Source organism: Xenorhabdus yunnanensis (genome assembly GCF_028598805.1).
Classification (GTDB): domain Bacteria; phylum Pseudomonadota; class Gammaproteobacteria; order Enterobacterales; family Enterobacteriaceae; genus Xenorhabdus; species Xenorhabdus yunnanensis.
Window position 1 is genome coordinate 1 of record NZ_JAQRFI010000140.1, and the last position, 1,919, is coordinate 1,919.

General features: G+C 52.2%; 1 protein-coding gene. It reads right to left on the bottom strand.

Going from position 1 to position 1,919, the window contains the following annotated elements:
* Positions 1 to 1,919, bottom strand: a 1,919-nt coding sequence (locus tag PSI23_RS21155) for a condensation domain-containing protein (protein ID WP_273556924.1), incomplete at both ends; no start/stop codon positions are given.

Below are 1,919 nucleotides of genomic sequence, written 5' to 3' on the forward strand. Positions count from 1 at the left end.
GGTTGGCACGCTGGTTTAGCTGCTCGTAGCTGAGCGACTGGTCGCCATAAGTCAGCGCTATCGCCTGCGGATACAGCGCGGCCTGCTGCTCAAATTGCTGATGCACACAGAACTCGACAGGCGCTACCCACAGCGGCAGGTTGCGTTGTTCAGTCAGGGCGTGAAGTGCTGTAGCAGGTAAAACGGGGAGTTGTTGCAGGCTATAGTGTTCCTGCTGATCCAAAGTATTCACGATCCCTTCGAACACGCGCTGCATATAAAGGCATATTGTGTGCGGCTCGATAGGCGTAACACCTTGAATCGTTAGCGCCATGGCCTGACCAAAATCTTCAACTGACACAACCAAAGGATAGTTCGTCCGCTCTTCAGACTTCAGCCAGGTAATATCGAACAATGGCTCCGGCACATTCTCAGCGTTGGTTGTGAGAGGTGAGTGTCGGTAGTTAAGCAATGAACTAAATAGCGGGGCAGGGGCGGCAACACCACTAAAACGCTGGGCCAGCGCCAAAGAGGCATACTCATAACCCAGCAATTCAGCCAAGTCTTGCTGTGTTTCCTTAACCGCTTGTTCTACCGATCTATCATTCACATCGACCCTGAAAGGGAGAGTGTTGATAAACATCCCCATGGCTTTAGACATCCCTTCAGTCCCCTGCAAACGGCCAAAGAGTACGGTGCCAAAGACCACGCTAGAACGCCCACTGATTGCCATCAACACGCGGCCCCAGGCAAGGTGACATAGACTAGCAAGGCTAACTTCCAGTCGCCGTGCATGGTGGCGCAGACGATCATTCAAAGAAGCAGGCAAGTCCAAACGATGTTCCTGTACCGCACGATTATCGATCTCGCTCAAGCCATAAGGTAACGTTGGTTCATCAATGTCGGCCAAACGGCTGCGGAAGTAAGCCTCATGCTTGCTTTGCTGCTCGGAAAGATAGGTTTGAGCCACCAAATTACGGTATTGCTTAGGCTCATCCAGGCTAGCGGCACGGCCACGCATGATTGACTCAACTTCATGGTAGAGACGCTCCAGCGTGGTATGGTCACCGATTAAATGGTGCATCAGCATAACCATGACCCAACGCTGATTATCCTTATCTTCGGTGATAACGAACTGCAGTAAAGGCGCTTGCTGAATATCCAGACGGTAGTCTTCCGCGTTATACCTTGCGCTAAGCTGTTCAACAACCGGGCCATTCTGGCGGTCTAGCGTTAACTCATGGATCTTCAGGGAGGCTTCACGATAAACCACCTGCGCGGGCATGCTCACACCACGAGCAATAATTGCCGTTCTGAGGATGTCGTGCCGATTAACGACCTGCTGCATCGCGTTGAGAAATTCATCCACTAATGCACGTGTGCCGAAAGCAATCTGGCTAATAAACAGGTAGGGATCGCCACGCTCTTGCAACAGATGGTGAAATAAGATGCCATCTTGCAAAGGGGCTAGCGCATAAATATCCTGAATATTCGCGACGCCTCCCGGTGTCTGCTGTATCACATAATCAATATCATCTTGAGTTAATTCGATCAGCGGTAACATCGACGGTGTAATCGTTTGGCCGTCAAATGTTGATACCTGAGAGACAATATTTGCTGTGGCTTCAGGCTCGATGACCGAGACTTTGAGCGCCAGCTCTTTGAGAGAGGGGGCCACAAACAGATCGCTAATTTCCGCTTTTAATCCCCGCTGGCGTAGCTGCTCCATTAAGAAGATAACCAGTAGCGAATGCCCCCCCAGAGCAAAGAAGTTGTCATCACGACTGACTCGCTCCACTCCGAGCAGTTCCACCCACAGCTCCGCCAGTACCTCTTCCAGCTCGCCTTCCGGCGCAACATAGCGGGGCGTGCTCAAGCGCTCTGGCTCCGGCAAATCCCGACGGTTTAGTTTGCCGTTCGGCAGGCGTGGCAGCGAGGGC